The sequence below is a fragment of the Halobacillus sp. ABA4_118 genome (assembly GCF_056160205.1).
In genome coordinates, this window is sequence record NZ_JBSWWS010000001.1 from 3,196,416 (window position 1) to 3,221,006 (window position 24,591).

Sequence of the window (24,591 nt, forward strand, 5' to 3'; positions counted from 1 at the left end):
CATTCCAATGTTGCAATTTTCACGCCGAAACGATAATATAGTGAGAAGAAAGACTTGTGTAATGGAGGGGATTTCAATGTTGTCTGATGTGGCTGTGGATCATCGAGAAAAAGCCTATGCCCTTCTGAAAGCTGACGCTGATAAAATATTAAGACTGATTAAAGTCCAAATGGATAATCTCACAATGCCCCAGTGTCCACTATATGAAGAAGTTTTAGATACACAGATGTTTGGATTATCCCGTGAAATACATTTCGCAGTTCGCTTGAATTTAATCAGCGAAGTAGAAGGTAAAGATTTACTGGATAACTTGGAAAAGCAGCTGAACGTTCTGCACGAAGCTGCCCAGAAGTCATAACATAAAGCTCAAATTGCGACAGATCCTGTTGTAGTTTGGGCTTTTTTTATGTCTTCTCTTAAATGGAACGGAAGCTTCTAGTCAGGTTAAATGTAAAATTGTCAGATTTGAAGGAATTTTGCCACAGTATAGAGAATCTAGGTAAGCGGAGAAAAAGATTTTACGTACATAGAGGGAGTGGGAAAATGACAGAGACAAAGAAGATCAGTAAAGTACTTGTAGCGAACCGTGGAGAGATCGCCATCCGTGTATTCAGAGCGTGTACAGAGCTTAATATCCGTACAGTAGCGGTGTATTCCCAGGAAGACACCGGTTCCTATCACCGTTATAAAGCTGATGAGGCTTACCTTGTCGGGGCAGGAAAAAAGCCGATTGATGCGTACCTTGATATTGAAGGCATGATCGATATTGCCAAAAGTGTCGGCGTGGATGCCATTCATCCGGGCTATGGTTTTCTATCTGAAAATATTCAGTTTGCCAGACGTTGTGAAGAAGAAGGGATCGTTTTCATCGGTCCGACCAGTACCCATTTAAATATGTTCGGGGATAAGGTGAAAGCAAGGGATCAGGCTGTTCAGGCAGGCATACCGGTGATCCCGGGCAGTGATGGACCAGTGACTGGATTGAAGGAAATTCACGATTTCGGAGCCAGGCATGGTTTCCCCCTTATGATTAAAGCGGCTATGGGCGGTGGCGGCCGGGGAATGAGGGTGGTCCGAAGTGCTGAAACACTGGACGAGTCGTATGACCGTGCCCGTTCGGAAGCGAGAGCAGCTTTTGGAAGTGATGAAGTCTACGTTGAAAAGCTGATTGAGGAACCCAAGCATATCGAGGTGCAGATCATCGGAGACCGCGAAGGAAATATCGTTCATTTATATGAACGGGACTGCTCGGTGCAGAGACGTCATCAGAAAGTCGTAGAAATTGCTCCGAGTGTGAACTTGAGTGACCAGCTCAGGGAAGAGATTTGTCAGGCAGCTGTCAAGTTAATGGAAAACGTTTCTTATATCAACGCCGGAACAGTTGAGTTTTTAGTGACAGATGAAGAGTTCTTCTTTATTGAAGTGAATCCGCGTGTCCAGGTTGAGCATACCATTACGGAGATGATCACAGGAGTGGATATCGTCCAGACTCAGATCATGGTGGCGGAAGGCCGCAGTCTGCACAGCAGCCCTATAGGAATTCCGAAGCAGGAAGAGATCCGCACCCATGGTTTTGCTATCCAATCAAGGGTTACAACAGAAGACCCGCTCAATAATTTCATGCCCGATACCGGAAAAATTATGGCTTACCGTTCAGGTGGAGGTTTCGGTGTGCGTCTTGATGCGGGCAATGGATTTCAGGGAGCGGTTATTTCCCCGTATTATGACTCCCTGCTCGTGAAGCTGTCTACGTGGGCGCTGAGCTTTGATCAGGCGGCCCATAAAATGCTGCGGAACCTGAAGGAATTCAGAATCCGCGGGATTAAAACGAACATCCCTTTTCTGGAAAATGTTGTGCAGCACAAGCAGTTTCTATCAGGAGAGTATAATACGACGTTCATCGACAGGTCTCCGGAACTTTTTGTATTTCCTAAGCGGAAAGACCGTGGGACGAAGATGCTCACGTATATCGCGGACAGGACAATTAATGGATTTGAAGGGTATGGAAACAGGAAGAAGCCGGTGTTCCCTAAGCCGCGCATCCCTGTGATCAATCATTCTGAACGGATGCCCGGCGGGACGAAACAGATTCTTGATGAGCAGGGACCAGAAGGCCTCGCCGCATGGTTGAAAAGTCAAAAGCAAGTACTTCTGACCGACACCACCTTCCGTGACGCGCATCAATCTCTGCTGGCTACTCGTGTCCGTACAAAAGATCTGGAAAATATTGCGGAACCGACGGCACGTCTGCTGCCGGATTTGTTTTCGCTTGAGATGTGGGGAGGCGCAACTTTTGATGTATCCTACCGATTTTTGAATGAAGACCCGTGGGAAAGACTGTTGAAGCTGAGAGCCAAAGCCCCGAACGTGCTGTTCCAAATGCTTCTCCGCTCATCCAATGCAGTAGGTTATAAAAATTATCCGGATAACCTGATCCGTGAGTTCGTGGATAAGAGTGCATCCGCGGGGATTGATGTCTTCCGGATTTTCGATTCCCTGAACTGGGTGGAAGGGATGAAGCTGACAATCAATGCGGTTCGGGAATCCGGTAAAGTGGCAGAAGCGGCCATGTGCTATACCGGTGACATCCTTGATACAGGAAGACAAAAATATGACCTGGCCTATTATAAAAAGCTGGCGGAGGAACTGGAAGAGGCTGGTGCCCACATCCTCGGAATTAAGGACATGGCGGGGCTGTTAAAACCGGAAGCCGCCTATCAGCTGATTTCCACACTGAAGGAAACCGTAGATATTCCGATTCATCTTCATACACATGACACCAGCGGCAATGGACTGCTCACCTACAGTAAAGCTGTTGATGCAGGCGTGGATGTCGTTGATGTTGCTGCAGGTTCAATGGCCGGCCTTACTTCACAGCCGAGTGCCAACAGCCTCTACTACGCACTGGAGGGGCATGAGCGTAAGCCTGAGCTGAATATCGAATCTTACGAGAAGCTTGGCCATTACTGGGAAGACACTAGAAAATATTATCAGGATTTTGAGAGTGGCATGAATGCTCCACATACTGAGGTGTATGAACACGAAATGCCGGGAGGGCAGTACAGCAACCTTCAACAGCAGGCAAAAGCTGTCGGTCTTGGTGAGCGCTGGGACGAAGTGAAGAGCATGTACCGCCGGGTGAATGATATGTTCGGCGACATTGTTAAAGTCACACCATCCTCCAAAATCGTAGGAGACATGGCTCTTTATATGGTACAGAATGAATTGAATGAAGATGACACTTATGAAAAAGGGGAGTCCCTTGATTTTCCGGACAGCGTCATTGAATTTTTCCAAGGATACCTCGGTCAGCCTTATGGAGGGTTTCCGGCTGAATTACAGCGGATCATTTTGAAAGGAAGAGAACCTATCCAAGTACGTCCGGGCGAACTACTGGAGCCGGTCGACTTCAATAATTTAAAGGAAACACTCTTCCACTCTCTGGACAGACAGGTGACAAGCTTTGATATGATCAGCTATGCGTTGTATCCGAAGGTATTTATGGATCATCAAAAATTCAGAGACCAGTATGGAGATATGTCTATGCTCGATACGCCGTCCTTCCTTTATGGAATGAGACTCGGGGAGGAGATCGAAGTCGAAATCGAGCAGGGGAAAACCTTGATCGTAAAACTTGTTTCGGTAGGTGAACCTCAGGTCGACGGAACGAGGACGGTATACTTTGAGCTCAATGGCCAGCCCCGGGAGGTCGTCATCAAAGACGAAAATGTAAAAGCGGCTGTCCAGGAGCGTCCAAAAGCAGATAAAACAAATCAGAAGCATATCGGTGCGACAATGCCCGGCACGGTGATTAAAGTTTTATCCAGTAAAGGGGAAAAGGTGAACAAAGGCGACCATTTGATGATCACGGAAGCTATGAAAATGGAAACCACCGTTCAGGCTCCTTTTGATGGAGTGATCAAAGACATCTTCGTCAATAATCATGCAGCCCTTCATGTAGGCGACCTTTTGATTGAGTTTGAATAAGAAGGATTCAACGGATAACCGGCGGCTGGATAAGCAATAAATCCCGGTACCCTGCCTGTGTGTTCTTAAAGAGCACACAGGCAGGTTTTTTTATAGTGCAGGAATTTCCCTTTATATTTGAGCGGAAGCATGTAGGAACATTCAGTTATCAGGGCAGACTGATAGAAAAGGACATTTTTGTCATAGAACGTTCACTCCTGATGGTCCATGTTCCCGATACGGTCATGTAAAATAGACGGAGCGGAATTTACAACCGTATGACAGATTGAATGCAACTTCATGTACAACAGGCTGGCAGGCAGACGAAATTTCAGCTGAACATTTCAATGAACGTCGTCAACACTCCGGAAAGGGAGTGGAAATAAGCGGGCGTGGTAGATACTAAGAGGGAGGAGGACAGGTTTCACAAATTTGTCACAAATTCATAAAATTATCCGGTTTAAATAGATAGAAAAAACATTACATGATACAATTATTTTGATGTTTCTTGTCACTGGGATACGTGCAAGGACGGAAACATCTCCTGTTTCGTCATGAACTTGTTACAATGATGAATCAGGGGAAGTAGAAGGAGGAAGATAAACGATGGACAATCCAAGAACAGTCGAATCTGCTTCTACAGAAATGATCCAAACAAAAACCCAGGAAACTACTTTGTTAGCTGATATAAAAAGTTTAATCAAAGTTGGTATTATTAACTCTAATTTGATTACCGCGTTTACAGGGTTCTGGCTGGCCTTATATTTTACAGGCACTCCATTCACAGACCAGTGGGTCACTTTCCTGTTAACGATGCTTGGTACCGCTCTGGTGATAGCGGGTGGCTGTGTTATTAACAACTGGTATGATCGGGACATCGATCCGATCATGTCGAGAACTCAAACGCGTCCCACCGTTACAGGCTCCATATCACTGCCTGTAATTAAAAATATGGGAATCGCTCTCTCCATACTGGGGTTTGTTGTTCTGCTTTTCACTACATGGCAGGCAGCATTATGGGGGGCGTTCGGATGGTTTGTCTACGTCGTCCTTTATACGATGTGGTCAAAACGCCGATACACGATCAACACGGTGATCGGAAGTTTTTCCGGCGCTGTCCCGCCGCTGATCGGCTGGGCTGCGGTGGATCCGGGCCTTCAGCTTGAAGCCCTGATTCTATTTCTGATTATGTTCATCTGGCAGACGCCTCACTTCCTGGCGCTTGCCATGAAGAAAAAAGAAGAATATAAAGCTGCGGGTATTCCGATGCTGCCTGTTGTACACGGGTTTAAGATGACAAAGCGTCAGATCGTCGTCTACGTCGCATGTCTCCTGCCCCTGCCGGTATATCTGGCATCTCTGGGTCCTGTTTTTCTTGTCACAGCTTTCCTTTTATCCTTTGGCTGGCTGGCCCTGGGTATAGCCGGTTTCTTTATGAAGAATGATGATAAATGGGCCACATGGATGTTTGTTTATTCTTTGAATTATATGACCATCCTGTTTTTTATGATGGTAATCGTGACACTGCCTTTCCCATTTTAATGAACTGACCCCCGCTCCGGGGGTCGGTTATTAAATAAATCATGCATGACAAAAGAAAGAGAGGTATTTCAGATGAGAGGTTGGATGGGAAAATTCCGTTCGTTAATACTCTTTGGTGCACTGACACTGATTCTTACCGGTTGTGGTATTGAAAATGTTAGCGCTTTAAAACCAAAGGGCTACGGATCGGAATTATTATTTGATCTAATGATGATCAGCATTGCAATTATGATTTTTGTCTTTGTTATCGTCATGGCAATCTATGCTTTCGTTCTATTCCGATTCCGGGAGAAAAAAGGACAGGAAGACAGGATTCCAAAGCAGACGGAAGGAAACAAGGCGTTGGAAGTGATCTGGACAGTCATTCCAATTATTCTCCTGCTTGTACTTGCAATCCCTACGGTTCAGGCAACGTTTGATCTTGCGGATCAATCTTCCCAGGATGATGAAGGGACACTGACGATCGATGTAACAGGGAATCAGTATTGGTGGCAGTTTACATACGCCGACCAGGAAATTTCAACGAGCCAGGAACTCTATATACCTACAAATGAAAGGGTATACTTAAACATGAAATCCAGCGATGTGATCCATTCATTCTGGGTTCCTGCTATTTCTGGTAAGATGGACACCAACCCTGGTGAAAACACGAACACGATGTACTTAGAAGCTTATGAAGAAGGGGTTTATGAAGGGTTCTGTGCAGAATTGTGCGGTCCTTCCCATTCATTGATGTACTTTAAAGTCGTAGCGGTCAGTCCTGACCAATATGACCAGTGGGTGGAGGATATGAAAAATGTGGATCCTGAAGCCGAACCTGAAACCGCTTCAGCTCAGGAAGGGCAGGAATTGTTCAACAACAACTGTATGAGCTGCCATGCCATCGGCGGAGGTTCTGCGGGGGTAGGCCCCAACCTGGCCAACTTTGGAAACCGTTCCAAAATCGCCGGTATTCTTGAGCCTACAAAAGAAAACCTGAAAGACTGGATCGTGCACCCTGATGAAATTAAGCCGGGCAACCAAATGCCTGCAGAGCTCGTGACAGAGGAAGAGGCTGATAAGATCGCTGACTATCTGCTGGAGCTGCAGCATTCGGATGTCGGTCAGGACGTTCCTGTCATTGAAGCAAGCGAATAAGTTTTGAGAAAGAGGTTGAAAAGGGAGGTTAAAGCGTGAGTACTGCAACAGCACAAAAGCGTGGGCTCGGCGCTGCGATTTGGGATTACTTAACTACGGTTGACCACAAAAAAATAGCCCACTTATATTTGGTAGCCGGCGGATTGTTTTTCTTAATCGGCGGACTTGAAGCCATGTTAATTCGTATTCAGCTGATGAAACCGGATAACAATTTCATCTCAGCTGGACTCTATAATGAAATGATTACGATGCATGGAACAACAATGATCTTTCTGGCAGCTATGCCGCTTATATTTGCTCTAATGAATGCGGTCGTCCCTCTGCAGATAGGGGCAAGGGACGTTGCCTTTCCATTCCTGAACTCACTCGGCTTCTGGCTGTTTTTGTTCGGGGGTCTTCTGTTAAATGTTTCCTGGTTTACAGGAGGGGCGCCGGATGCGGGATGGACCAACTATGCACCGCTCTCAACATCCTCCCCGGGACACGGCGTGGACTACTATGTCATGGGGCTGCAGATCTCAGGGGCAGGGACGTTAATCGGGGGGATTAACTTCCTTGTAACCATCGTCAATATGAGAGCGCCCGGGATGACTTATATGCGTATGCCGCTGTTCACATGGTCTACGTTCGTAACCAGCACATTGATTTTATTTGCTTTCCCGGCTTTGACGGTCGGTTTGTTCCTCATGATGTTTGACCGGATGTTCGGATCTGCATTCTTTGATGTCGGTCTCGGTGGTAACGTTATTATCTGGGAACACCTTTTCTGGATTTTCGGACACCCGGAAGTATACATTTTAATTCTTCCGTTATTCGGAGCATTCAGTGATATTTTCTCCAACTTTTCCAAGAAACGCCTGTTCGGTTATTCCGCTATGGTATTTGCGACAGTCCTGATCGGGTTCCTTGGATTCATGGTATGGGCTCACCATATGTTTACGGTCGGGATGGGACCGATTGCCAACTCCATCTTTGCTGTAGCAACGATGGCCATTGCCGTACCTACAGGAATTAAAATCTTTAACTGGCTGTTTACGATGTGGGGCGGTCAGATTAAAATGACCTCCGCCATGCTCTGGTCCATCGCTTTTATCCCGTCATTTACAATTGGAGGAATGACAGGGGTTATGCTTGCGGCCGCAGCAGCGGACTATCAGTATCACGATACGTATTTCGTTGTTGGACACTTCCACTACGTTATCGTCGGAGGGGTCGTCTTCGGTATATTTGCATCCCTTCACTACTGGTGGCCGAAAATGTTTGGTAAAGTTCTGAACGAGAAACTTGGAAAATTGGCATTCTGGCCGTTCTTCATCGGTTTCCATCTGACGTTCTTTATCCAGCACTTCCTTGGTCTTATGGGAATGCCGCGTCGTTACTGGGTCTTCCTGGAGGGACAGGGTCTCGATGCAGGAAACTTAATCAGTACGATTGGTGCATTCCTGATGGCTATTGGTACAGTCATCTTCCTGATTAACGTTGTGTACACGTCTGTAAAAGAGAAAAAGGTCAGCGGTGATCCTTGGAACGGCCGTACGCTCGAATGGTCCATTCCGTCACCACCGCCGCACTACAACTTCGTTCAAACACCACTTGTACGTGGTCTTGATCCGCTATGGGTGGAAAAAATGGATGGAAAAGAAGGCATGACACCGGCAGAACCGCTGGGGGATATTCATATGCCTAACGCTTCAATTCTTCCATTTACGATTTCTCTCGGGCTGTTCATCGCAGGATTTGGATTCATCTACCAGGTTGATGATCCAGCATGGCTTATCGCCGTCTTTGCAGGTATGGGAATCACGCTTGGTTCTATGCTGATCCGCTCACTGAAAGACGATCTCGGCCATCATATTCATAAAGAAGAACTGGAAGAAGATATTAAGAAAGGGGTGGGCAGATAATGAGTCATGAAGACGTTCTAAATCCGAAGCATATGCCCCATGATCCAGAAAAGGCCACCCTTGAAGGAAAAAATAAATTTCTGGGCTTTTGGTTCTTTCTTGGAGGAGAAACGGTGCTTTTCGCGAGTCTTTTCGGTACCTATCTCGCTCTGAATGGATCCACACAGGGGGAGAATACACCTGACCACCTGTTCGGCCTGGAACTTGTGTTCATCATGACGATGCTTCTCCTTACAAGCTCATTGACCAGCGTTTATGCGATGTACCATATGAAAAACCATAATTTCAGCAAGATGCAGACGTGGCTTGCCATTACGGTCTTTCTCGGTCTCGCGTTTCTTGGATGTGAGATTTATGAGTTCTACCATTACATCCATGAGTATGGATTCACGTTCCGTTCTTCAGCGTTTGGATCCGCATTCTATACGCTTGTTGGTTTCCACGGCGGACACGTATTGTTCGGACTCAGCTGGATTACGGCTCTTCTTCTCCGGAACCGGAAGAGAGGACTGAACCTGTACAACGCTCCGAAGTATTATATCGCCAGCCTATACTGGCACTTCATTGACGTCGTATGGGTGTTCATCTTCACCGTTGTATACCTTATGGGAAAGGTGGGTTAACGGATGGCTGATCAAACACAATCCAAACCGATGCACAAAGTGGAATATGAGAAGCAGCAGCATAAAGAGGAAATGAAGCACCAGGTCCTGACCTTTGCTTTAATGATCCTGTTTACGCTGATTGCCTTTGGTATGGTCGTCATGGAAGTGAATTCCTATTTCATTATTCCTACGCTGATCATCCTTGCTATCGTGCAGGTCGCTTTCCAGCTTTACTATTTCATGCATATGAAAAACAAAGGGCATGATATGGTTGCATTAATGATGTACGGGGGAGCAGCTGTCGCTCTTCTGACGATTATCACCTTTACTTCGATCATCTGGTGGTAATCACTAAAAATCAGATAGGTGAAAAGCAAAAAGACCGGATATCCGGTCTTTTTGCGTCTATCAACAGTTATGGCTAAATTATGAACAATCGTAAAATTCTGCCTGGAAGGCTCGTTTTTTATAGTTAAATTAGGTAAAATGAAAACGTATAAGTCTACAATCTGAGGTGAGACACCAATGTGGTTGGAACTACAAATATTCGGGTTTCGGGCGTTATGGAGTCCTTTTTACTTTCTGTTTGTCCTCGGACTGGCTCTGGTCTATTTCTACATCACAGGCCCCGGCAGGAAAAAGGGGGAGGAGAGGCCCAATCCAGCCCGGCAGTTTATGTTTTATACAGGCCTTGTGCTCTTGTATATCGTAAAAGGATCTCCTGTTGATTTACTGGGGCACATCATGTTTACGGCCCATATGACGCAGATGGCTTTGTATTACCTTTTGTTTCCGATCCTTATCATCCGTGGGATTCCCGCGTGGATATGGGAATGGCTGTTCAAACAGAACGTTGTACGTCCAGTGATGAAGCTGTTAACGAAGCCGCTCCTATCTTTGATTTTGTTTAATGGGTTGTTTTCGCTTTACCATATGCCGGTTATTTTTGACTACGCCAAATCCAGTGAAACCGCCCATGCGGTGATTACTACGGTCATTTTGATTACTGCCTTTTGTATGTGGATTTCCATATTTCCACCTCTCGAAAGTATGGATGCTCTTAGTCCCATTATGAAAATCGGGTTCATATTTGCGAATGGGGTACTGATTACACCTGCGTGTGGATTGATTATTTTTGCAGGGTCCCCGCTGTATGCGACCTATTCAGAAGCAGGCGCCTGGCTGCAGGCCATGAGTCTGTGCGTACCCGTTAACGTGCTGTCGGACTTATCTGCAAGCTTAAGCGGTCCGGCTTATTTCACTCCGATGCCGCTTATTGAAGATCAGCAGCTGGGTGGCATCATTATGAAGGTGACACAGGAAATCATATTCGGTTCCGTCATCGCCTATATTTTCTTCAGCTGGTTCAACCGTGAGCGTGATACCATTGATCCGCTTCCTGGTGAGCTGTCGTCGGAAACATAGAGAGATTTGATTGAGGAGAGGTGAAGGTATGCCTTTGCTGCCGACGTTGAGTACATTTTTCATCGTTTTGAGCGCTGTTTTAGTTGCAGTCGGCTGGGTGTTGATCGTAAAGGAAAGAAGGGAGCCGCACAGGAAAGTGATGATAGCGGCCGCTGTCAGTGCCCTGACATTTTTCATTATTTACGTAAGCCGGACCATTGTTGTAGGAAACACAAGCTTTGGCGGTCCGGACGACATTAAAATTTTTTATACCATCTTTTTAATTTTCCACATCTTCCTGGCAACGGTGGGGGCGGTTTTTGGAATTGTTACACTCGTCCTTGCTTTTAAACGGAAGATCAGCAGGCACCGGCGTGTGGGGCCCGTGACAAGCGTGATCTGGTTCTGTACAGCGGTTACCGGAGTAGCCGTCTACCTGCTCTTATATATCATCTATGATGGTGGAACGACCACAAGTATGATCAAGGCTATACTTGGAGGGTGAGGAAACAACGGACCGTACGTACGGTCCGTTGTTTTTATTTTGAAAGAAGTGTTTTTATTGTTTAAACCACGGGGATAAAAGGAATAGGAGAACCGATGGACATAATCTGCCTACATAATGAAAGGGATGGATAAAAGTGGAAATCAATACAGGAAGGCTGCGGATTTTTCCGATCACCCTTGATCTGGCTCAAACCTTAATGAAGAATTCATTGGCTTTTTATTATCAATACCAGCTCCCCTGGAACAAAAACTGGCCTCATGACGGCTTGAAAGCTATGCTGCCTATTTATACGGAACGATTGGAGGAGCGTGCAGAAGAAATGGGGTTTGGTCCCTGGGTGATGATGGATGCCGCAGGGGAACATGTCGTTGGAGATATCGGCTTTAAAGGGAGCCCTGATGAGGATGGGAACATCGAAATCGGCTATCATGTCGTTGCCTCGGAGAGGAATGCAGGCTATGCTTCCGAAGCCGTCGGCGAGTTGTGCCGTTGGGCATTCACCCAGCCGGGGGTGGAAGGCATTGAGGCTCAGTGTGATAAAGGAAATATTCCGTCACAAAAAGTTTTGATCAATAATGGTTTTTCTCATACAGGAAGAAGCCAGGACATTCTGGTCTTCAAGAAGGAAAAAGCGAGAAATGACCATAAACAGAATTCATATAAGGCTAAATAAAGCAGCAAAAAACCTGAAGCACAGCTTCAGGTTTTTTGTTTGTATAAAAAGTACCCCCGTAAGGAAGTGTTCTGTTTGGTTTCTCGCGGCTGCCTTTGGAGAGGGTGTGATCTACATACAGATGTCATTGATGTTAAAGTTTATAGTTCCATTTGATAATGCCGGCTTCTTTGGCTGAGTTAAAGGCAATAACCACGAGCGGTCCAAGGATGAATCCAAGCAGACCGATCAGCTGCAGCCCAAGATACATAGCAATCAATGTAGCCAGCGGAGATAACCCGATGTGTCGTCCCATCACCTTTGGCTCTACAGTCCTTCGTATGGCAAGCAGGATTACAGCCAGGACACCCAGCTGTGTTCCCATGGCAATATCCCCGACAATGAACATGTACACGGACCATGGACCGAGAATAACTATGGAACCAATTATCGGGACAAAATCAATCGCCCATATAATCAGCGACATGATGACGGCCACCTCCGGCGTAATCCAGAGCAGTCCAATAAGGGAGACGACAAAAATAATGATACTTACAAGAAACTGTGCCTTTAAAAAGCCAAAAACGACATACCCGAGACGGGCGTTCATGAACTTCACTTTTTCAGATGTGGCTTCAGTAAAAGAGTCATGCATCTTTTCACGCAGACGCGGAAGTTCAAGCATGAACAGAAACAACGCAATCAAGTAAACGAGGAAGCTGACAAGCAGTTCCGGGATTTTTGCTGCTGCAGCTGCAATGTTGCCCAGCTGCAGCCTTTCTGAAATGGCCGTAGTGGTCCGGTCGACGGTGTTGTATATTTCATTGGTCACTTTATCGACGAATTCCTTCGGCATATTTTGAGTGAAGCTGGCCATGTGTTTTTCCCAGTCTAACAGCACATTGTTTATTTGATTAATGTATAACGGTGCGTTATCTGCCAGCTGGACCACCTGCGTGACAGCTCTTGTGACAGCAAAAGCTCCAAGCAGTCCGAGTAGAATGAGAAACAGCAGAAAGACAATCGTCACCGACATTTTTCTGTTGATCCGGAACCGGAACTGCATCAGACGTACGGCTGGGTTTAAAAACAGGGCCGTCACAAACGCAAGGATCAAGGGAATGGACACAGGCAGGATGAAGTAACCTGCCACGATGAGCAGGATGGAAAGTATAAGTAGAATCCATTGTTTTTTTGAAAGATAGCGTAACAATTTATGTAATTTTCTCCTTTCCCCATTAAAATCAAGTGATTTTCTTATCCGGGGGATTCCGGTTTTAAAAAAAGCCGCTCACCATACAATGATGTGCGACTAAAGAAATCACTTATTGGGTGAACCTCAGCGGCGGTCCGGGTCGTTTGAAAGCTCTTCCACTTTTTGCAGGACTTCGTCGTTTTCGTTTTCCTGTGCCCATTTTTTCAGCTTGTCCAGGACAACGTGCTCCGGTACCTGGCTGTGGTATTTTTTCGCAGGTTCAGCTACTTTGGCAATCAGTGCTTTGGCTTTTTGGATCATGTCATCTGAGAAACCTTCCTGATGCCCGTATTCTACACCGTGAGGGTAGTAATGACGGCCGAGCAGCGGCTTCATCAGACGGATCACCGCATCTCCTTTATCAACGTCTCCTTCAAGGGCAAACCCTTGAATCCGGACGTAGTGGGTAATGTTTTTCTCAGGAGCCATTAGTTTGTAATCATATGTAACACGTTCATAATCCCAGGAACCGCCCAGGATAAATCCGTTTTTCTCCATGATTTCAGTCAATGGTTTGTAATCGACCACAAGACCTTCAAGACCAGTGCCTTCTAATTTCATTACTTTCCACCTCACCTATTTGGTATGTATCTTCCTTCATTTTAGTATGAAATGACCCAGGTTGCAATTCCTGGCAGAAACACCAGGGCGTGTCAGCAGTTTCCTCATCATTATACTATAAATAGACAGAGGCTGCATGTAATAAATTCGGTCGATCGGGGACACTAAACAGTGATCATGATCAATGAGGAGGATCTTTGTATGAAAACTGTAAAAGATATCATGACGAAGGATGTTTCCGTTTGTCAGACGAGTGACCAACTAAGTGATGCAGCCAAGCTGATGAAAGACAAAAACGTCGGGGCTGTTCCTGTCTGCGACGATCAAGGCAATGTGATGGGTATGGTCACAGACCGTGACTTGGTTATCCGCGGCTATGCGGATAAAAAACCGGATTCAACACCAATTCAGCAGGTGATGAGTGACCGGATGTACAACTGCGCACCGGATTGTTCCCTGGAAGAAGCGAGCCGTATCATGGCTCAACACCAGGTCCGCCGCCTGCCTGTTGTTGAAAACGGACGTCTGGCCGGAATCATCTCCCTTGGTGACCTGTCCACAGATGAGATGTCTGATCATGCAGCAGGTGTGGCGCTGCAGGATATTTCAGAACGGCCTGAACTTCATTAATAATGGAAAGCCTGCCTGCCGCAGGCTTTTTTTATTTCATCCATGAAGGGGATTTTCCGTTTAGATGAACGCCTGCCTCCATGATGCATAGGCTATACTGTTAGTTTTTAAGTGTGAGGTGGGATGAGGATGAGTACAGGGGAACTGCATCCATCTGTCCAGCAGTTCAAAGCATTTGTCGATCAACACCCCGGCGTCAAAAATCAATTGAGAAAAGATCATAAGCTTATTCAAAGCTATTATGAAAAGTTTATGATCCTCGGTGAGGATGACCCTTTTTGGGAAAGTCTGCCTGAGGCGGAGAAGAAAATTGATACGACAAAGAAGATGGATTGGCTGAAACAACTGGGTGTCCTTATGGAAGATTTGAACTGGGAAGAGGTCTCGAAGCAGATAGAGGAATTGAATGGAGCGATCGGGCAGTTTCAGCAGTTTATGACGGATGTAAGAAAAACACGCCAAAAAGATGAGCAGGAATTTGAATATCCGTATTATTAATTTCTTGCAGGTGGAAAGTTTCTCTCATTTCCATCTGCTTTTCTATTTGATAAGATAGAGAGGGAGGTGGACATACAGTATGTTAGCAACAATGGAAATTGTCGATCTTTTGGACCGTTCAGAAACGATTGGCCAGATGGTTCTACATTCTGAAACGATGCAGCAATATCAGGAGGCAAAATTTGCTCTTGAACAAGATAAAGAGGCGCAGAGACTCATTAAAAGCTTTGCAGATATGAAAGATCATTATGAGGATGTGCAGCGATTTGGACGCTACCACCCTGATTATAACTCCATCATGAAGCAGGTCCGCACCGTAAAACGCGAGATGGACATGCATGAAACGGTGGCCCGGTTCAAGCGGGCAGAACGGAATATCCAAAAACTGCTCGATGAAATCAGTGAGAGTGTTGCCTTCAGTGTGAGTCAGCAGATCAAAGTGCCTAAGAACGGCATGGCCCTGACAGACACAGGCTGCAGCGGCGGCTGTGGCAGTGGGGGAAGCTGCGGGTGTGCTTCCTGATTACGGGTTCGTAAAACGGATGCAGTCGTCACAGAAATTGCCGCAGCAGAACATTTTTCTCTGCGGGACGAGAAACCGCACACGGTAAACATAAAACGTCTGAGTCCTGCGTACATAATTCATCGCAAGGCTCAGGCGTTTTCCTTTCATCGCTTTCGCCGCACACCATTTTAATTGTTCTTCCATCTCCTTTTGTGAGGTGTTCTCTTTTGGATACACATAGACAAAAGGAAGACCTGTAAACGATTTGAACTCTGCTTTTAATAGGAGATCGGATTCATTCAGCAGCTTTTCAAACAGCTGCACGGCTCTTTCGTGGTCAGTCCACATCCAGGACACTCCTTTCTGAAATTGTCTGATTTCATTGCCCCCGTCCTGAGGATTTGGTACACTTACGTTAGAAATCAACGTTCCACAGGGAGTCGAGGGATGGTATGAACAAAACAAACCGGCAAGGTCTTATCGTATATTTTCAGCATATGAAAAATATTAGACAGATAAAAAAACACGGTCACTTGATCTACGCCTCCAAAAAGATGAAGTATGCGTTACTTTATGTGAATCAAGAGGATGTTGAATTCAAGATGGAAAAACTGGAGCGGTTACCTTTCGTTTCCCGTGTTGTCCCTTCGCATAAACCGGAAGTGCGCACGGATTATGAAAATTCCAAGCCTGATAAAGCGAAGCAGTATGATTATAAAATGGGAATATGATTCCACAAAAAAAGCGCCCTCCGGGGCGCTTTTTTCAGCTTAATGGAGCAATGTACCGGTTCATCCGTAAAATCCCGATCAAATGCTGATAATATAATTCCGTTTCCGGAAACAGGGAGGAAGGTTTGATGGTAAACTCATGAACTTCCTTATCCGCCTGCTTCACCATCTTTTGAAAGAGCTCGAACCGCTGATTCGGAATCTCATGCGGATTAGGGATTCCTTCACGACATATGTAAATCGGCTGGAATTTCCCGTTTGCCGTCGGGTTCATGACCAATGCGAGGGAAGCGGAAGGTCTTCCTTCTTTCTCGCAGTAAAAGGCGATGGCATGCTGAATGCGATCAGGCATCCGCTCCCCCATTTCAATCAGTTCATAAATATCGGCGTAGCCTTCGCCGAGTTCAATAAATTTTTGTATCATGAGCATGTACGTCCTTTCTCGTATCCATTAAACTAAACGTAGCATGTTTTTTTCTAAATGTGAACGATAAATATACTAGAAGCAGCAGGTGGGTTGCCCTATGAAGTTCTTTGTTAGGATGGCCTCCATCATTTTGATCGGCGGCATGTTGGTCTTATTATACCCATGGAGCGGGTTAGAGAAGAAGGGGGAAGAGCCAGAGGAGTCAGGAGAGGTGGGCGTCCATGTGGAAAGGAGCACGCTCCACATTTCTTATACGTTTCACAACCTGGCGCCGGGCATTTACAAAGTTGAATTACCGGTGAAGGCCGGGGAGCTGTCCTGTTCTTATGAAAACGGCCGTTCCTGCTGGATGGACCATCAGCAGTTGAACTACGAGGGCGGGGCCCCTGTGACTGTTCACTATCAACAGCCTTTTGAAGAGGGTTTTGTCGATCAGTCATGGCTTTTGAAACTCCACAAGGATGGTGAATACCAGGATATTCCTTTCACCTTGACTGTAAAGGACTTCTCAAAGGAAGCTTTGATATGGACGGCTCCTGTGAAGCTGGAGAGCAGCATCGCTATGGAACATGTCCATTATTACCGCTTCCAGGTGGCGGAAGAGCCCTTTCCTTTATTCGCTGCTGATCAAACACAGCAGGATGTATGGGACGTTGAACATAATACGGTCATCTATGAAAAGGATGAGCCCCTTACCTATGAACAAAAAGCAGACCTCCGTCGGGCGCTGGAAGGGCAGATCGGGAGGATTGTTGAGCTGGACCGCAGCCATTCAAGTATTGCGGAATCTCTCGTGACACGGAAAGACAGAGAGGTGGAGAAGCTTGAAGGAGAAATTCTCACTGCCCACCTTCAATCATTGGCTGACGGATTATCTGATTTTCACAAACAGGTTATCCAGGACGTGTATCGTTCTGACCCTCCATTGACAAAAGCTGGAGAACAGATAAAGTCAGGCTTGTCGACGCAGGAGCTCCAGTCCTGGAAAGAAGTGCTCCTATCTGAAGATCAGGTGGAGAATGTTCCGGTTTTCCTTGACGACACGCTTTCGGAAATAACAGAAGGGACGACTCATTACTTCCAAAGAGCAGGAGTCAATAAGGATGTTCCCTTCTTTTTCACCGTGGATCAGGCTCTCCAATTCCAACGAGCCCGTCTGGAGGGCAGGGCGGTCCGGTACAAGCAGGCCTGGTACTATCCACTGGCTTCCATTTTAAAAGCATCCGGTTTTTCATGGAGCACCCTTGAAAACGGAAAGGGGTATCGAATACAGACAGATGATAACCATTTTCGTTTTTTCGTGGATCAGGATTCCTTTATCGTGAATGAAGAGGGCTTCGGCACGGGAGAGGAAGTAGTCAAGTCCCTGGGAGGGGTTGTGTACATGAAAGAGGAAGAGCTGGAGAACCTCCTCGATATCCAGGTGGTAAAGGATGAAGGCATGATTACTTTCCAAAAAAAATAGGGCTGTCCATAAAGGACAGCCCCGCTTTTTTGTATCATGCGAAATGAAACAAAAAAGTAAAGGGAGAGGAGAAACCGGAGGAAGAGCTTATGGGGATGTAAGCCTTCTCCGTTTTCAGAAGCAGTATCATCCGCTTCAAAAACTAGTATGGACGGAGGTCTTTTCTTTTATTCACGATGGGTGAAATTTTTTCTTGCTCCGTCATCACAGGGTTGGACTTCCCTGGTTGTTCGGATTTGTGGTAGGATTATGGGGAATGCTGACAAGTGAGGTGTACTGGATGCGAGTGATTGCAGGCGATTTTAAGGGAAGACCGTTGAAGTCTGTCCCTACACATAAAACACGTCCAACGACAGATAAAGTGAAAGAAGCTGTGTTCCACGGGATCGGCCCTTTTTTTGATGGAGGCAGGGCTCTCGATCTTTTTGCTGGAAGCGGAGGTCTCGGAATCGAAGCACTCAGCCGGGGTGTAGGTTCCTGTGTATTTGTTGACCAGCAGCATCAGGCGGTCAAAACCGTATATGAAAACATTGAACTGCTGAAGCTGGAGGACCGCACCGAGGTTTTCCGTACGGATGCGTACCGGGCCATGAAAGCAGCGGGGAAACGCGGGCTTCAGTTTGACTACATCTTCCTGGATCCTCCTTATAAGAAGTTTTCCTATGAGGAGCTGATGGAAGCGCTTTTAGAACATGATCTTGCTGCTGAAGGAGCGAGAATTATCTGCGAGCATGATGCTTCGGAAAAAATCCCCGAGCAGGTGGGTCCGTTTAAACGGGTGAAAACCGATCATTATGGCAGTAATATCGGTGTATCTATTTTTGAATGAGGAGTGAAACGTATGACACGGCTGGCAATCTGCCCGGGAAGTTTTGATCCCGTTACATATGGACATCTGGATATCATCCGCAGGGGAGCGAAAGTATTTGACCACGTCATTGTGGCGGTGTTTAATAACCAGAGTAAATCCCCGCTGTTTGATGTGCATGAAAGAACAGCCCTTTTAAAAGAAGTGACTAAAGATCTTGATAACGTTTCTGTGGATGCATGCAATGGTCTTTTAATGGATTACGCAGAAGAAAAGGGCGCCCAGGCTATTATCCGTGGATTAAGAGCGGTTAGTGACTTTGAATATGAAATGCAGATTACGTCCATGAACAGAAAACTGAACGATGATATTGAGACGTTTTTTGTTATGACGAATAATCAGTATTCTTTCCTGAGTTCAAGCATTGTGAAGGAAGTAGCGAAATACCGGGCCAACATCGGTGATCTTGTGCCACCACCCGTGGAAAAAGCACTTTCTGAAAAATTTTAATCAAAAGGTATAATAAATATACGGATAAAGGCTGTCGAGCTGATGCTCGGCAGCCTTTCTATTTAATGATTTTTTACTGCCTGGGTCCGCCAGCGGATGATAATCATCAGCAGGATGGCACTCAATGTCAGCGGTGGTCCGTACTGTTGGAAAAATGCAAGGATGGAAAACGGATCAGAACGGGCAGGGTTCCAGCTTGGAATGGTCGATGTCTGAAAAGGCTGATACAAAACGTACATCAGGTACGTCAGACAGGCAGCAATGACGGCGTGCGCGCACCTGGCGAGAGCGTAGGGAAGGAAACGTATATCCGTCTCTGCCAGAATGCTTGCAATCTGGGCTTGTATAGAAAAGCCGTGAAATCCGAGGATGAAACTGACAGCCGCCAGCTGAGCCGGGAGTGATTCATGGGACTGAGTGACAGCACCGATCCCTGTCGTCAGTTCAAGCATCCCTGCAGTTAAAGGGACATGAAACCCTTCCGGGAGTGCGGTGAGGGCCAGGAAATGGGTGAACAGGTGGATGAGCCCCGTCTGCTTCAATAATTCGGTCAGTACGGAAAACAGCATGATGAAGCCGCCCACCATCAGCAGGGTATCCACAGATTTGGTCACTGCATCCCCCAGCAGTTTTCCGAGCGTCCGGCCGTCCCTTAATCTGGAGTGGTGCATCGTCCAGAAGGCCTCTTTGAGAGAAGAGGAGGTGTGATCCCTCCTTTGTGTCCGGTCCTTTCTTTTATAAAACCTCATCAGGATACCAATGATAAAGTTGCCGCCGTAATGGGCTGCAGCAATTAAAATTCCGAGTCCTGCATCGTGGAAAAAGCCGACCGCTACGGCCCCGAAAATAAATAGAGGGCTGGAGGCGTTCGTGAAAGCTACGAGCCTTTCCGCCTCGGTTCTTGTGACCTGTCCGTTTTTGTAGAGGTCAGTTGTCCACCTGGCTCCTGCTGGATATCCGCTGGCCATTCCCATGACCCACACAAACCCTCCGCAGCCGGGGACATTGAACAGCGGACGCATGATCCGCTCACTGACAGCACCGAGGCCGTGGACGACACCGAACCCGATCAAAAGCTCAGCGGTGATGAAAAAAGGAAGAAGGGATGGGAAAACGACTTCCCACCAAAGATCAAGGCCTCTCAAGCTCGCGGTTAAAACGGGAGTAGGGAATAAAATTAAAGATGCAGCCAGTCCGACTGCAAATACAGCGAAAGTGATGGTTTTTATCACAGGTAAGGCCCCCTCCTTTCCGCCCGCAGTTTCCTGTACTTATGATTGTGGAAATAGTAAAATGGTGATAGATTTCGACAAAGTTACCACTTGTCCCTATATCATTTGTACGCTCATAAGGGAATGGTTTATTCCATAAAATAAACCACATGATGAAGGGGGAGTATCCGTGAATAGACCTGTTATCGGCCTTGCGCTTGGTTCAGGGGGAGCGCGTGGGTTCGCTCACCTGGGTGTTATTAAAGTCCTTCATGATCATGATATTCCTGTGGATATGGTGGCAGGCAGCAGTATGGGAGCTCTCGTCGGCTCTTTTTTTGCTGCCGGACAGAGCATTGATGATATGTATAAACTGGCCTTAACCTTTAAACGTAAATATTACCTTGATTTTACTGTGCCTAAGATGGGCTTTGTACAGGGGCGCAGGATTAAAGAATATATCCGGCTGTTTACGTTTGGTAACAATATCGAGGATTTTAAAATCCCTCTTTCGATTGTAGCTACAGATCTGTATGCCGGAGAAAAAAAGATATTCACGACAGGACCTGCTTGTGATGCTGTCCGGGCAAGTATCGCTATACCGGGAATCTTTGTGCCTGAGAAAATCAATAACCGACTGTATGTAGACGGTGGTGTGATTGACCGTGTTCCTGTTTCTGTTGCCAAACAGATGGGTGCTGATTTCATTATTGCCGTGGATTGTGCCCATTTTGATTCCGACCCCAACATTCATTCTATTTATGATGTGATCACCCAAAGTATCGATATTATGCAGGATGAACTCGTCAACGCCATCGGGGTGTCCTCTGATGCAGATGTGATGATCAAGCCTGATGTAGCGGCCTACAGTTCACGAGCGTTTACGAACCTTGAGGAAATCGTGAAGGCAGGTGAAAAGGCGGCGGAGGATCGGATAGAGGAAATCAAGAGAAAGCTTGCGGCGTGGAAGGAGTTAAATGATTATGAGAGCGAATAGAAAACTGGTTATTACAGGGATTATCGTTATTTTAGTGACGGTCCTGTTAACCTCATGGCGTCTGCCTTATTACATATACAAACCAGGGACTGCGGATGCACTGGACGACATTGTAGAAGTGGCGGGAGGCTACCCGAGTGAAGGGGACATGCACCTCGTAACGGTCCGGGGTGGACAAGCGACGCCGGTTCTCTGGCTGCTTGCCCAGTTTCAGCCATTTCATCAAATTTACCCGATCGAAGACATCCGTCCGGAAGGGGTAAGTGAAGAAGAGTATTACCATGCACAGCTGCAGATGATGGAATCCTCTCAAGAGGCATCTAAAGTGGTCGCTTACCAGGCGGCAGACAGGGATATTGAAATCAATTACGAAGGTGTTTTCGTGATGAGTGTAATTGAAGGGATGCCGGCGGAGGAAGTACTGGAGACCGGAGATCAAATTACAAAAGTGGATGGCAATGACATTCAGGAGACGAGTGACCTTATTGACTATGTGAATGGTAAAGAAGCTGGATCAAAGGTTACCTTGACGCTCATCCGTGAAGAAAAAACCTTGGAGCGTGACATCGAACTGGCTCCTTTTCCTGATACGCCGGAAAAAGTAGGAGTAGGGATTTCGCTTGTAACCGACAGGACGGTCAAAGTAGATCCTGAAGTAAATGTGAAAAGCGGGGAAATCGGCGGGCCGAGCGCTGGATTGATGTTCTCGCTTGAAATCTATGATCAATTGACAGAACAGGATATTACTCAAGGACTTGAGATCGCTGGAACAGGGGAAATCAATTACGAAGGAATCGTCGGACGCATCGGAGGCATTGATAAGAAAGTCGTGGCAGCCTCAGAACATGGAGCCGATGTTTTCTTTGCCCCTAATGAAGAAGGAAGAGAAGGATCGAACTATGAAACCGCCAAAGCGGCAGCAGAAGAAATCGATACAGAAATGGAAATCGTCCCTGTCGACACTTTCCAGGATGCTCTGGAATATTTAGAAAAACGGAATGCTGATCAAAGCTGACTGTCATAAAAAGCCGTGCCCTGGAAGGGGCACGGCTTTTTTTAAGGGTGAGATGGCAGAATGACAGGCGCCTCAAATTCTCTATTCAGCCGGTTTACCCGCACAGCGGCTGGGAAGAGGCTGTAATAGGCAGCGGCCGCACGTGCTTCAAGGTCAAGAAGCGGATGCTGCATCGCCTGTGGCTGGGTGATGAACGGAATGCGTGTTTCTTTTTTCGCCCATTTCAAATATTTTCTTCCGGACTCGTTCATACCAAGGATGCGGGCATAGGGAGGGGGCGTCTCTCTTAAGCCCCTTCGTGCGTCCTCTTTGTCTGTCCCGACGAGCACATGGGTCATTGTCCGCTGAAGTCTCGTCCACGTATAGCGTTTCGTTTTGACACGGTTCATGAAGTCCTCGAAGGTGACTGCTTTTTTCATCGCTCGTTTTAAGCGGTATTCAAGCCCCTCATCTACGCCGTGGAAACAGCGGAGTGTGTCTTCATCCATCGTCAGGATCTTATATTGGAGCAGGTGGAAATAAGCTTCCCACTCATGCCAGCAGCCGTACATCTGTTTATAATCATCCAGAAGGGACGGGACGGACGACGGCAGGGTCTCTTCCGTTTCCTTGGTCAAAGTTCCGGCCTTAAGCATCTGCCTCCGGATGCTTGTAGCGCTTGCAATCGGACCGGTGATGTTTTCATCATGATAATGGCTGTTCTTCCTGTGAATGGTTAAAGGAGTGACAGAAGGAGCATGGGACAGGATCTGTTTGACATAGCTGTAGCCCAGGATGTTATTGGGCTGGGAAAGATCGACCGCTCCTGAAGGGAACTGGATGGACTCATAGGCCAGGCGGGAGGATTCAGGGAAAGAATGTCCTTCGTTCAGGTGACTTTTCAAGGATGCGTTAAATTCATCCTGGTGGTCATTCATATGGCTGTATGCGTCCATGAAGGCACCGATATCCCCGCTTTCACTTCCGAAACATATCGCGTCGACCCCGGCTTCTGCGAGTGTCTGAACAGCTCCCTGGCTGAAATAGTCGCTGTGCTGGACGGCATAAAGGAACGGCAGTTCAAGAACAAGATCCGCCCCGTTTTTCAAGGCTGTTTCCGCCCGGTGCCATTTATCCATTATGGCTGGTTCTCCGCGCTGCAGAAAATGACCGCTCATAATGGCGATCATCACATCCGCCCCGGAGTGCTCCCTGGATTGCTCCAAATGATAGTAATGCCCGTTATGAAACGGGTTGTACTCGACAACAACCCCGCATGATCTCATAAAAAGCCTCCTTTAGCTGATTTCCGCTGTTGAACATGTGTTTGGTTTATTTTATCATGGAATAGGGGAAAATTCGCTTGTTTCCCTGTAAATATGTTATCTTTATTAAACAACACAGCTGAAAGGAAATGCTGTAAAGAAAAAATATTGACAAATCAGCGAAATCCTTTTACAATAACTCTTGTTGCCATGAGGTGATAACTATGAAATTTCCTCTACAAAAACTCAAACAGACGGGTGATGATCCGTTTTACTTTGAGGAACATGTAGATATTCGCGAATTAGAGCAGATGAACAATGACATTCGCAGGATTTCCCCTGTTCATGTCAAAGGTCAAGCAATCACACGAGGAAATGATATAACGGTAACTTTTTCGATTGATGGAGAAATGGTGTTGCCTTGTGCCCGGACGTTAGTAGATGTGACTTACCCATTTCACATTGATGCTCTGGAGGCATTCAATCTGTCACCTTACCATACAGAAGAAGATGACTCTGAAGTTCATCCCGTGAATGGAGAAGTGCTTGACTTAACGCCTTATATCAAGGAAAATGTACAACTGGAGATTCCGACACGCGTATTTTCCGAAGATGATGAGGCTCATGAAGCAGCCCCTGATGAAGGGAAAGGCTGGCAGGTGGTTACAGAGGAACCAGAGGAAAAGAAAGTGGATCCTCGAATGGCTAAACTGCAATCATTATTGAATGACAAAGAGAACGAATAAGACTATCTTCATGGTTCTCAGATTCTTACTTAAAGGAGGTGTACAACATGGCAGTACCTAAGCGCAGAACGTCTAAGAAAGTCAAGAACCAACGCCGTACGCACAAGAAACTTCACGCACCAGGAATGGTGAAATGTGATAACTGCGGCGAGTTCTCAAAACCACACCATGTTTGCAAATCTTGTGGACAATATAATGGAAAACAAGTGGTGAACAACTAATTCACCAGGAAAGCCTGACTTCGGTCAGGCTTTTTTTTATGGCCGTATA

General features: G+C 46.5%; 27 protein-coding genes. 21 read left to right on the forward strand and 6 right to left on the reverse strand.

The window, feature by feature from the left end; genetic code table 11:
• The first annotated feature begins 76 nt into the window (after nucleotides 1–76).
• The 10 genes from ACXAGL_RS16370 to ACXAGL_RS16415 all read left to right on the forward strand — a co-directional run bounded on the left by ACXAGL_RS16370 (nucleotide 77) and on the right by ACXAGL_RS16415 (nucleotide 11,739).
• On the forward strand, nucleotides 77–358 hold the full coding sequence (locus ACXAGL_RS16370; RefSeq protein WP_027954072.1) for an Fpa/YlaN family protein: 282 nt from the start codon (nucleotides 77–79) through the stop codon (nucleotides 356–358).
• Nucleotides 359–543: 185 nt separating this feature from the next.
• Nucleotides 544–3,987, forward strand: a complete 3,444-nt coding sequence (gene pyc / locus ACXAGL_RS16375) for a pyruvate carboxylase (RefSeq protein ID WP_474991827.1) — start codon at nucleotides 544–546, stop codon at nucleotides 3,985–3,987.
• Nucleotides 3,988–4,572: 585 nt separating this feature from the next.
• A complete protein-coding gene (gene cyoE / locus ACXAGL_RS16380; protein ID WP_474991828.1) occupies nucleotides 4,573–5,508 on the forward strand; it encodes a heme o synthase in 936 nt (311 codons plus the stop codon).
• Nucleotides 5,509–5,580: 72 nt separating this feature from the next.
• Entirely contained in the window at nucleotides 5,581–6,645 is a 1,065-nt protein-coding gene (gene coxB / locus ACXAGL_RS16385; protein WP_474971521.1) for a cytochrome c oxidase subunit II, read from the forward strand.
• 35 nt (nucleotides 6,646–6,680) lie between these two features.
• Nucleotides 6,681–8,549: a cytochrome c oxidase subunit I gene (ctaD, locus tag ACXAGL_RS16390; RefSeq protein ID WP_474968397.1), complete on the forward strand. Its 1,869-nt coding sequence runs from the start codon at nucleotides 6,681–6,683 to the stop codon at nucleotides 8,547–8,549.
• A complete protein-coding gene (locus ACXAGL_RS16395) occupies nucleotides 8,549–9,172 on the forward strand; it encodes a cytochrome (ubi)quinol oxidase subunit III (protein ID WP_474968398.1) in 624 nt (207 codons plus the stop codon). The genes ctaD and ACXAGL_RS16395 overlap by 1 nt, the downstream gene beginning before the upstream one ends.
• A gap of 3 nt (nucleotides 9,173–9,175) precedes the next feature.
• Entirely contained in the window at nucleotides 9,176–9,502 is a 327-nt protein-coding gene (ctaF, locus tag ACXAGL_RS16400; protein ID WP_027954078.1) for a cytochrome c oxidase subunit IVB, read from the forward strand.
• Nucleotides 9,503–9,679: 177 nt separating this feature from the next.
• A complete protein-coding gene (gene ctaG, locus ACXAGL_RS16405) occupies nucleotides 9,680–10,579 on the forward strand; it encodes a cytochrome c oxidase assembly factor CtaG (protein ID WP_474968399.1) in 900 nt (299 codons plus the stop codon).
• Between the two features lie 28 nt (nucleotides 10,580–10,607).
• Nucleotides 10,608–11,063: a DUF420 domain-containing protein gene (locus tag ACXAGL_RS16410; RefSeq protein WP_474968400.1), complete on the forward strand. Its 456-nt coding sequence runs from the start codon at nucleotides 10,608–10,610 to the stop codon at nucleotides 11,061–11,063.
• Between the two features lie 136 nt (nucleotides 11,064–11,199).
• Complete coding sequence (locus ACXAGL_RS16415) at nucleotides 11,200–11,739, forward strand: GNAT family N-acetyltransferase (protein ID WP_474971520.1); 540 nt, start codon at nucleotides 11,200–11,202, stop codon at nucleotides 11,737–11,739.
• A gap of 133 nt (nucleotides 11,740–11,872) precedes the next feature.
• On the opposite strand, the gene ytvI is transcribed toward ACXAGL_RS16415, so the two are convergent.
• Both ytvI and ACXAGL_RS16425 read right to left on the reverse strand, forming a co-directional pair.
• Nucleotides 11,873–12,931 (reverse strand): sporulation integral membrane protein YtvI, encoded by a 1,059-nt coding sequence (gene ytvI / locus ACXAGL_RS16420; protein WP_474968402.1) that lies wholly within the window; start codon nucleotides 12,929–12,931, stop codon nucleotides 11,873–11,875.
• Nucleotides 12,932–13,057: 126 nt separating this feature from the next.
• Nucleotides 13,058–13,534: a YugN family protein gene (locus ACXAGL_RS16425; RefSeq protein ID WP_474968403.1), complete on the reverse strand. Its 477-nt coding sequence runs from the start codon at nucleotides 13,532–13,534 to the stop codon at nucleotides 13,058–13,060.
• A 201-nt stretch (nucleotides 13,535–13,735) separates the two neighbouring features.
• Here ACXAGL_RS16425 and ACXAGL_RS16430 point away from each other — a divergent pair, with 201 nt between their 5' ends.
• The 3 genes from ACXAGL_RS16430 (at nucleotide 13,736) to ACXAGL_RS16440 (ending at nucleotide 15,185) form a co-directional block, all read left to right on the forward strand.
• The gene (locus ACXAGL_RS16430) at nucleotides 13,736–14,164 is read left to right on the forward strand and encodes a CBS domain-containing protein (protein ID WP_027954084.1); all 429 of its coding nucleotides are present in this window, start codon (nucleotides 13,736–13,738) and stop codon (nucleotides 14,162–14,164) included.
• Nucleotides 14,165–14,293: 129 nt separating this feature from the next.
• A complete protein-coding gene (gene ylbD, locus ACXAGL_RS16435; RefSeq protein ID WP_474968404.1) occupies nucleotides 14,294–14,662 on the forward strand; it encodes a spore coat protein YlbD in 369 nt (122 codons plus the stop codon).
• A 79-nt stretch (nucleotides 14,663–14,741) separates the two neighbouring features.
• Nucleotides 14,742–15,185, forward strand: a complete 444-nt coding sequence (locus ACXAGL_RS16440) for a YlbF/YmcA family competence regulator (RefSeq protein ID WP_474971519.1) — start codon at nucleotides 14,742–14,744, stop codon at nucleotides 15,183–15,185.
• Here ACXAGL_RS16440 and ACXAGL_RS16445 read toward each other — a convergent pair whose 3' ends face one another.
• Nucleotides 15,186–15,515 carry a hypothetical protein gene (locus ACXAGL_RS16445; RefSeq protein WP_474968406.1) on the reverse strand — a complete coding sequence of 110 codons (330 nt, stop codon included), beginning with the start codon at nucleotides 15,513–15,515 and terminating at the stop codon, nucleotides 15,186–15,188.
• A gap of 104 nt (nucleotides 15,516–15,619) precedes the next feature.
• Between ACXAGL_RS16445 and ACXAGL_RS16450 the strand changes: the two genes are divergently transcribed.
• On the forward strand, nucleotides 15,620–15,898 hold the full coding sequence (locus ACXAGL_RS16450) for a YlbG family protein (protein ID WP_027954088.1): 279 nt from the start codon (nucleotides 15,620–15,622) through the stop codon (nucleotides 15,896–15,898).
• A gap of 34 nt (nucleotides 15,899–15,932) precedes the next feature.
• Here ACXAGL_RS16450 and ACXAGL_RS16455 read toward each other — a convergent pair whose 3' ends face one another.
• Nucleotides 15,933–16,322, reverse strand: coding sequence for a DUF7147 family protein (locus ACXAGL_RS16455; protein ID WP_474968407.1), 390 nt, complete (start codon nucleotides 16,320–16,322; stop codon nucleotides 15,933–15,935).
• Between the two features lie 100 nt (nucleotides 16,323–16,422).
• Here ACXAGL_RS16455 and ACXAGL_RS16460 point away from each other — a divergent pair, with 100 nt between their 5' ends.
• The 3 genes from ACXAGL_RS16460 (at nucleotide 16,423) to coaD (ending at nucleotide 19,108) form a co-directional block, all read left to right on the forward strand.
• Nucleotides 16,423–17,790 carry a hypothetical protein gene (locus tag ACXAGL_RS16460; RefSeq protein ID WP_474991830.1) on the forward strand — a complete coding sequence of 456 codons (1,368 nt, stop codon included), beginning with the start codon at nucleotides 16,423–16,425 and terminating at the stop codon, nucleotides 17,788–17,790.
• Between the two features lie 256 nt (nucleotides 17,791–18,046).
• On the forward strand, nucleotides 18,047–18,619 hold the full coding sequence (gene rsmD / locus ACXAGL_RS16465; RefSeq protein ID WP_474968409.1) for a 16S rRNA (guanine(966)-N(2))-methyltransferase RsmD: 573 nt from the start codon (nucleotides 18,047–18,049) through the stop codon (nucleotides 18,617–18,619).
• A gap of 12 nt (nucleotides 18,620–18,631) precedes the next feature.
• Nucleotides 18,632–19,108 (forward strand): pantetheine-phosphate adenylyltransferase, encoded by a 477-nt coding sequence (coaD, locus tag ACXAGL_RS16470; RefSeq protein WP_474968410.1) that lies wholly within the window; start codon nucleotides 18,632–18,634, stop codon nucleotides 19,106–19,108.
• 62 nt (nucleotides 19,109–19,170) lie between these two features.
• Here coaD and ylbJ read toward each other — a convergent pair whose 3' ends face one another.
• On the reverse strand, nucleotides 19,171–20,340 hold the full coding sequence (gene ylbJ / locus ACXAGL_RS16475) for a sporulation integral membrane protein YlbJ (protein WP_474968411.1): 1,170 nt from the start codon (nucleotides 20,338–20,340) through the stop codon (nucleotides 19,171–19,173).
• 169 nt (nucleotides 20,341–20,509) lie between these two features.
• Here ylbJ and ACXAGL_RS16480 point away from each other — a divergent pair, with 169 nt between their 5' ends.
• Nucleotides 20,510–21,316 carry a patatin-like phospholipase family protein gene (locus ACXAGL_RS16480; protein WP_474968412.1) on the forward strand — a complete coding sequence of 269 codons (807 nt, stop codon included), beginning with the start codon at nucleotides 20,510–20,512 and terminating at the stop codon, nucleotides 21,314–21,316.
• Nucleotides 21,303–22,331, forward strand: coding sequence for a SepM family pheromone-processing serine protease (locus ACXAGL_RS16485; RefSeq protein WP_474991831.1), 1,029 nt, complete (start codon nucleotides 21,303–21,305; stop codon nucleotides 22,329–22,331). Before ACXAGL_RS16480 ends, ACXAGL_RS16485 begins: the two co-directional genes overlap by 14 nt.
• 41 nt (nucleotides 22,332–22,372) lie before the next feature.
• Here ACXAGL_RS16485 and ACXAGL_RS16490 read toward each other — a convergent pair whose 3' ends face one another.
• Nucleotides 22,373–23,596 (reverse strand): nucleotidyltransferase, encoded by a 1,224-nt coding sequence (locus ACXAGL_RS16490; RefSeq protein ID WP_474971515.1) that lies wholly within the window; start codon nucleotides 23,594–23,596, stop codon nucleotides 22,373–22,375.
• Between the two features lie 203 nt (nucleotides 23,597–23,799).
• Between ACXAGL_RS16490 and ACXAGL_RS16495 the strand changes: the two genes are divergently transcribed.
• Nucleotides 23,800–24,321, forward strand: coding sequence for a YceD family protein (locus ACXAGL_RS16495; protein WP_027954098.1), 522 nt, complete (start codon nucleotides 23,800–23,802; stop codon nucleotides 24,319–24,321).
• Between the two features lie 47 nt (nucleotides 24,322–24,368).
• On the forward strand, nucleotides 24,369–24,542 hold the full coding sequence (gene rpmF / locus ACXAGL_RS16500) for a 50S ribosomal protein L32 (RefSeq protein ID WP_027954099.1): 174 nt from the start codon (nucleotides 24,369–24,371) through the stop codon (nucleotides 24,540–24,542).
• Nucleotides 24,543–24,591 lie beyond the last annotated feature (49 nt).